A 6,305-nucleotide genomic window follows, 5' to 3' on the forward strand; every position below is an offset into this window, starting at 1 on the left:
GGCAGCTGCCGGCGCCGCCGTAGCAGCGGTGCTGGCCGGCGCGGCCGTGCCTGGCGCCGCGGTCGCCGGGGTAACGAAGGCAGCCAGTCCGGCTGGCAATACCGCCTGTGCCGCCAGTGCGGCCAGCGTGTCCAGCGTGTTGCGTGTGTCCGCCGCCGCATCGGGCGCCGGGACGTCATGGCCGCGCACTGGCGCCGCATCCGGTGCGGCGGAGCCCAGGGCATCGGCGGCCACATCAAGCAATTGTGCAAAAGGCAGCGGCGCGCCAGTGGGGGCGCCCGTTGCAGGGACTTCCAGGTCAGGAACGGCGGCGGCATTGGCCGGCGCCACGGGCGCACCGGTGCCCGACAGCAAGTCCAGCAGGGGCTGGCCGGGTACGGTGGAAGTGGCGGGCACAGATGTCGAAATCATAGTCATGCGGTGGTTCCTGTTGCAGCGGGTTCGCTGTTGAGGGCATAAGCGAGCCAGCCCTCCTTGTTAGCCTGCATCTCTGCCAGGTGCTTGCCCAGTTCATCGCTGGCGTTACGCGCCCGCAGGATGGCCTGGTTATGCAATTCGCGCAGCGACGCCAGCGCGGCGCGCTCGGCGGGTGTCCAGGGGCCTTGTGCCGCCATCGCGGGTAGCGATGACGCCATCAATGTATTGATCGCCGCAAGCGCTTTCCAGTCGGAAGCGTTGGTTGCGGCGCTCATTTTTTGGCCCAGTTGCAGCAACGTCGTTTGCCTATCCATTCTTTGCCTGCACTCCCAGCCAGCCTTGCTTGATGGTGGTGAGCAGACCGCTTACTTCATCGATAATGGCTGGTTCCATGTCCACGCCGGCCCGGTACAGCCGCGCTGCGCAGTAGTCATACAGGCGGCCCAGGTTGGCCACGATTTCGCCGCCTTGCTCATAATCGAGCGAGCTGGACAAACCGTTGATGATTTCCGTGCATTTATTCAGGCTGTTGGCCTTCAACTCGTAGCGCTTGCCGATGATATGGCCGCGTGCACGGGCCAGCTCTTCCAGCAGGCCGTCAGTCAGGACGAGCACCAGCTCCACCGGCGACGCGCGGGCAGTCTGCGCGTCGAGGTTGGTGGAGTGGTAACTGCTATAGGCTTCCAGGCTCATTTGGGGTCTCTTTAACTATTCGATTGGCTGAACATGGAGTCAAACAACCCCGTGTTCTGTGCCATTTGCGCTTGCAGGGTTTGCAATTGCGTAAATTGCGACAGGTAGCGCTTGTACGCGCTGTTGTATTGGTCGTCCAGTTGCGCCTGGCGGTCGGACAGCGACGATTGCTGTTTTTGCACGGAGCTCTTGCGCTGGTTCAACTGGCCATCGACGGAATTGGTCCATTGGCTGTTCAGCTTGTCCAAGTCGCCCAGCACGCCGGACTCATGATTGATGGTGGCGCTGCCAAACAGTGCATCCAGCGCGGCCGGATTGGCCGAGATGGCTTTATCCAGGCGCGCGCTGTCAAGTGCAATGGTGCCGTCGCGCTGGCCGGTGATGCCGAAGTTCGGCAAGCTCAGGCCGCCGGACACCTGGCGCAGCGCCGAACTCATGCGGCTGCGCAGCGCCATCAGGCCGGAATCCTGCGCAAACGGGCCAGGGTCTTTCTTGGTTGCCGGATCGCCGGGCGCGGTCAGCGTGGCCAGCGTGGTCGACAGTTTGTTGTAGGCATCGACGAACGCTTGCACGTTGGCATGCGTAGTGGACTTGTCCAGGCCGACCGTCAGCGTAGCAGGCGATTCGCCTGCGCTCTGGGCGCGGGTGAACGTCATTTTCACGTTGTCCACCAGATTGAACGTGTTCGACGCCTGCTGCACGCGGGTGCCCGTGTTTTGTGCGCCCACCCACACGACGGCGTCCTGCGCCGCCACCAGCGTCTGCTGTTTTGCAGGGTCGTCCAGGAAACCTTTCAAGTCCAGGTTGGTCACGCCGGACGTATCGAGCGATACGGCGTTGTCCGCGCCGGTATTGCCTGCGGTCAAGACAAGCGCCGGCTCGCCATTGACGGTCAGCGTGGACGCCGTCACGCGCGCATTGTTGTCGGCCGCCTGGTTGATGGCGGACGCGATTTCCTGCGCGGTCAGCACACCGTCGTGGTTGTTGTCGGAATTGGTCAGGTTGACGTTGAAATTGCTGCCATCGGCCAGCACCACGTTCAGGCTGCCGCTGCCGGCCGCCGCGGTATCTTGCACGCCGCCATAGGAAACCTGGCCAGCCGTGGCCAGGCGCTCGACATAAAAGTTATACGTGCCGGCAATCGCCGTGGAGCTGGCCGTGGCCGTACCGACGTTGGCGTCGAATTTGGCGGAATTGGCCACCAGGCTCTTTTGCGAGCTGAACGACGACAGGGCAGACGAAAATTCGCTCATCGCGGAGCTGAGCGTGGTCAGCGCTTTGGACTGGGCCGCGGCGCGGGAAGACTGGGCAGTGATCATCGCCTGACGGCCGGCCGTATAGGCGGTGGCCAGTTTGGTGGCGGTCGAGGTCGGATCGTAGGTGGTGCTGCTGGTCGTAGCCATTTTCGTACTCCGAGGGTGTGTGTTGGAAGTGTACCTAAGTAATAGGCGACCAACTTCATCCTCTTATGAAATTGTGACGTGCGGAAACTACGGATTAGGTAAAAAAGATTTACTTTTGGCCGCGCAGCCACAATTGTGTTGCCAATTCATCTTGCCGCTTGCGTTCTTTCGCCTGTTCCTGCGACGCCAGCGCCTTTTGCTCTTTCTGCAACACTTGCCCCAGGATTTCGCGTTTGACGTACGCGGCATTCAATGCCCGCTGCGAGACGGCCATATCCGCTTCATGCATGGTCAAGTCCAGTTTGTGGCTGTCGACCATTTGCATGACGGCTTGTTTATAGTCGCCGCAGTTGCTGGCCAGCGCCAGCGGCAGGCTGCCGCTGGCGCCGCTGTTTTTGTACAAGCCCGTCAGGCGGTCCAGGTTTTTCTGGTAGCGTTCGCGCACGCTTTCCTTGGCTGCCATTTCGGTCTGCAAGCGCTCGACTTCCGTCGTGCGCAAATCCACCAGGGTGGACAGGCTGCGTATTTTGGTCGGTGGGGTCATGCCATCAGCCTTTCAAGGTGTTCTACGCAGTTGGCGTAGGGCGCCGGTTCCTTGGCGCCCTGGCACAGGAAATCTTCGATGTGCGGATGCAGGTTCACTGCCTTATCGGTCATCGGATCGGCGCCCGGCACATAGGCGCCCAGCGGGATCAGGTCGCGCACGCGGTCGTGGCGCGCCACGGATGCTTTCAGCGCGCGCGCCGCATTCATGTGGGACGGCGAAATCACGTGCGCCATGCAGCGCGATACCGAAGCGCCAACATTGATGGCGGGATAATGGCCCCGTTCCGCCAGTTCGCGCGTCAGCACGATGTGGCCATCGAGGATCGCGCGCGCCGTATCGACCACCGGATCCTGCTGGTCATCGCCTTCCGCCAGCACGGTATAAATGGCGCTCATGCTGCCGACCGCGTTTTCGCCATTGCCGGCGCTCTCGACCAGTTGCGGCAAGTTGGAAAACACGGACGGCGGATAGCCTTTGGTGGCGGGCGGTTCGCCCAGCGCCAGCGCCTGTTCGCGCAGCGCCATCGCATAGCGGGTCAGCGAATCGACCAGCAGCAAGACATTTTTACCCTGGTCGCGGTAGTGTGCGGCAATCGAGTGGCACAGTTCCGTCGCCATGATACGCATCAGCGGCGATTCATCGGCCGGTGCAATCACCAGCACGGCTTTGCGCATGCCTTCCGCGCCCAGTGACATATCGACGAATTCCCGCACTTCGCGCGAACGTTCGCCGATCAGGCCCACCACGACGACGTCAGCCACGGTCTGGCGCGTCATCATGCCCAGCAAGACGGATTTACCGACGCCGGAACCGGCCATCAGGCCGACGCGCTGGCCGCGGCCGATCGTCAGCATGGAGTTGATGGCGCGGATACCCACGTCGAGCGGTTCCGTCACGGGTTTCTTGCGCAGCGGATGGACGCGCGGCGGCGTGTAATCGAGCGGGAACTCGCCGCCCAGCTTGCCCAGGCCGTCGATCGGTTCGCCCAGGCCATTGACCATGCGGCCCAGCCACGACGGGCCGATCGCCAGCGTGGATTTGTCCGGGGACGGCAGCACACGGGCGCCGGTTTGCAAGCCGATGGCTTTTTTGAACGGCATCAGGAACGATAATTTGTCGCGGAAGCCCACCACTTGCGCATCGAGCCATTCGCCGCCGACCGTCTCGATCTGGCAGCGCTGGCCCGTGTGCAGCGGGCAGCCTACGGCTTCCAGCAGCAAGCCCGATGCGCCGACCAGCCGCCCCGTGGGCGTCGCCATCGGGACCGCATCGAGTTCCAGCTTGCGGAGTGCATCGGCAATCATTCTTCGCTTTCAGGCTCTTCGCCGGCGTCGGCGGCGGTTAACTGATTATCGACCTGTTCCATGACAGCAGCAAGACGCTGGTGGCAGCCGGCGTCGACTTCGTTGTCGCCCGCGCGGATGCGGCACTCGCCCACGTCCAGGCGCGAATCCGGGATCAGGTTCCAGCGCTTGGTGCGCTTCGGATCGAGGTCCTGGATGCGTTTCAATTCTTCCGGATTCAAATACACGTCGATATCGTCGCGGGTCGGTGGCATCGATGCCAATGTTTCATCGACCAGCGCCATGATTTGCACGGGCTGCAGCGCCAGCTCCGCGCGGATCACGGAGCGGGCGACTTTGGCCACCAGGTCCACCACTTCCTTGCGCTGCGCGGCGCGGTAATCGGCGCGCAATTTTTTCAAGCCCTTCAGCATGGAATCGACGGGGCGGGCAAAATTATCGAACGCCACCAGCGTTTCATTGCGGCCTTCTTCGCGGCCCTGTTCAAAGCCCGCACTGCGGCCCGCTTCAAAACCATCTTCCTGACCGCGCTGCAAGCCGATTTCATAGCCATCGCGCTGGCCCTGCTCGAACCCTTCCTGCACGGATGCCTGCCACTGGACGGAATCCGTGGTCAAGCCGCTTGCCGCGGCGCGCGCAGGCGCCGGCGCAAATTGCGACAGGGGAGGGAAACGGTAAGGGCGGAACTGCTTCATTATTCAACCACCTTTTCAGCAAACAGTTGGACTTCCAGCTCGCCGGCGTCGGCCAGCGCTTTCACGGTCGTCATGATTTCCTGGCGTGCGGCTTCGATACGCGACATCGGCACCGGGCCGGCGCGGCGCATCATGTCTTCGAACGCCTGTGCCTGGCGCTTCGGCATGGTCTTCAGCACCGCGTCGCGGATCGACAGTTCCGCGCCTTTGAGGGCAATCGCCCATTGTTCCAGCGGCACTTCTTCGATCAGGCGCGACAGCGTTGCTTCGGTCTGCGTCGACAGGATCAGGAAGTCGTACATCGACAGTTCGATTTGCTCGACCACTTGCGGGTCGTGCGCGCGCAGCAATTCCACCATCTGCGCGCGGTTGCTTGGGAGCCGGTTCAGGATCTCGGCCACCTGGCGCACACCCTCCACGCTGGTGCTTTGCGAATCAAAGCTGCCCAGGCAGCGGTTCACCAGTTCATCCAGTTCTTCCAGTAAGTCGCGGTCGATTTCATCGAGACGGGCCAGGTTCAGCAGCACCAGGTCGCGGCCGTCGGCCGGCAGCGCATCGATGATCTGGCCGGCCAGCGCCGGCGGCAGGAAGGCCAGGAAAACAGCCTGCATCTGCACGTGTTCGTTGGCGATATATTCGGCCAGCCATTTCGGCGACGCCCACTGCAGGCGCGCCATCTTCGGACGCAATTCATCGCCGTAAATGTTGTTCAGCACAGTGTTGGCAATATCGCCGCCCAGCGCCAGGTCCAGCGAGCGCTTCAGGTAGCTGCGCGACGCGCCGTGCACGCCCGACTGTTCGCGGTAATCGTCAAAGAACGCCTGCATCGCGGTTTTCACGGCTTCGACCTTAATGCCGCTCATGCGCGACATCACTTGCGTCACTTCCAGCAATTCTTCGCGGGACAGGCAGCGCAGCACCGCGGCGGCCGGCTCTTCGCCGATCGACAGCAGCACAATGGCGGCCTGTTCCACCGGCGTCAGGAAAGCGCCCGATGGGTCGCCCATATCATTATTGAGGTCGGCCATTTTTCTGCATCCACTGTTTAACGACTTCTGCTACACGCTCCGGCTCTTTCTCAGCCAGGATCTTCAGGTGGTCAACCATGACGTCGACGGACGAGCCGGTCGGCGGCAAATCATAGTTTTCCAGCAGCGGCACCACCGGCATGCCAGGTTTCACGCCGCCCGGCGTGGTGGCGGCCGTGTCGGGCGCGCCGCCCAGCGCCGCCGCGTGCGCCGCGCTG

At 62.6% G+C, this 6,305-nt stretch carries 7 protein-coding genes and 2 pseudogenes; all 9 read right to left on the minus strand.

Going from position 1 to position 6,305, the window contains the following annotated elements; all coding sequences use genetic code 11:
• Nucleotides 1-417 (minus strand): annotated as a pseudogene (locus tag GM668_RS30070) (hypothetical protein); the annotation flags it as partial.
• A complete protein-coding gene (locus GM668_RS30075; protein ID WP_155442661.1) occupies nt 414-731 on the minus strand; it encodes a hypothetical protein in 318 nt (105 codons plus the stop codon). The gene GM668_RS30075 and the pseudogene GM668_RS30070, both read right to left, overlap by 4 nt.
• Nucleotides 724-1,110, minus strand: a complete 387-nt coding sequence (gene fliS, locus GM668_RS30080) for a flagellar export chaperone FliS (RefSeq protein WP_154378725.1) — start codon at nt 1,108-1,110, stop codon at nt 724-726. Before fliS ends, GM668_RS30075 begins: the two co-directional genes overlap by 8 nt.
• 11 nt (nt 1,111-1,121) lie before the next feature.
• Nucleotides 1,122-2,513 carry a flagellar filament capping protein FliD gene (fliD, locus tag GM668_RS30085; RefSeq protein WP_155442662.1) on the minus strand — a complete coding sequence of 464 codons (1,392 nt, stop codon included), beginning with the start codon at nt 2,511-2,513 and terminating at the stop codon, nt 1,122-1,124.
• A 109-nt stretch (nt 2,514-2,622) separates the two neighbouring features.
• The gene (fliJ, locus tag GM668_RS30090) at nt 2,623-3,057 is read right to left on the minus strand and encodes a flagellar export protein FliJ (RefSeq protein ID WP_155442663.1); all 435 of its coding nucleotides are present in this window, start codon (nt 3,055-3,057) and stop codon (nt 2,623-2,625) included.
• Nucleotides 3,054-4,364 (minus strand): flagellar protein export ATPase FliI, encoded by a 1,311-nt coding sequence (gene fliI / locus GM668_RS30095; RefSeq protein ID WP_155442664.1) that lies wholly within the window; start codon nt 4,362-4,364, stop codon nt 3,054-3,056. The genes fliJ and fliI overlap by 4 nt, the downstream gene beginning before the upstream one ends.
• Nucleotides 4,361-5,059 carry a flagellar assembly protein FliH gene (gene fliH / locus GM668_RS30100; RefSeq protein WP_155442665.1) on the minus strand — a complete coding sequence of 233 codons (699 nt, stop codon included), beginning with the start codon at nt 5,057-5,059 and terminating at the stop codon, nt 4,361-4,363. The genes fliI and fliH overlap by 4 nt, the downstream gene beginning before the upstream one ends.
• Nucleotides 5,059-6,087, minus strand: a complete 1,029-nt coding sequence (locus GM668_RS30105) for a flagellar motor switch protein FliG (RefSeq protein ID WP_155442666.1) — start codon at nt 6,085-6,087, stop codon at nt 5,059-5,061. Before GM668_RS30105 ends, fliH begins: the two co-directional genes overlap by 1 nt.
• Nucleotides 6,071-6,305: pseudogene (locus tag GM668_RS30110) on the minus strand (flagellar basal-body MS-ring/collar protein FliF); the annotation flags it as partial. The gene GM668_RS30105 and the pseudogene GM668_RS30110, both read right to left, overlap by 17 nt.

The sequence above is a fragment of the Pseudoduganella ginsengisoli genome (assembly GCF_009720865.1).
Lineage (GTDB): Bacteria > Pseudomonadota > Gammaproteobacteria > Burkholderiales > Burkholderiaceae_D > Rugamonas > Rugamonas ginsengisoli.

What these genes read in the sequence shown, in the direction of transcription:
- fliI (WP_155442664.1), bottom strand. Translation starts at nt 4,364, where the DNA reads ATGATTGCCGATGCACTCCGCAAGCTGGAACTCGATGCGGTCCCGATG.
- fliD (WP_155442662.1), bottom strand. Translation starts at nt 2,513, where the DNA reads ATGGCTACGACCAGCAGCACCACCTACGATCCGACCTCGACCGCCACC.
- GM668_RS30105 (WP_155442666.1), bottom strand. Translation starts at nt 6,087, where the DNA reads ATGGCCGACCTCAATAATGATATGGGCGACCCATCGGGCGCTTTCCTG.
- fliS (WP_154378725.1), bottom strand. Translation starts at nt 1,110, where the DNA reads ATGAGCCTGGAAGCCTATAGCAGTTACCACTCCACCAACCTCGACGCG.
- fliJ (WP_155442663.1), bottom strand. Translation starts at nt 3,057, where the DNA reads ATGACCCCACCGACCAAAATACGCAGCCTGTCCACCCTGGTGGATTTG.
- fliH (WP_155442665.1), bottom strand. Translation starts at nt 5,059, where the DNA reads ATGAAGCAGTTCCGCCCTTACCGTTTCCCTCCCCTGTCGCAATTTGCG.
- GM668_RS30075 (WP_155442661.1), bottom strand. Translation starts at nt 731, where the DNA reads ATGGATAGGCAAACGACGTTGCTGCAACTGGGCCAAAAAATGAGCGCC.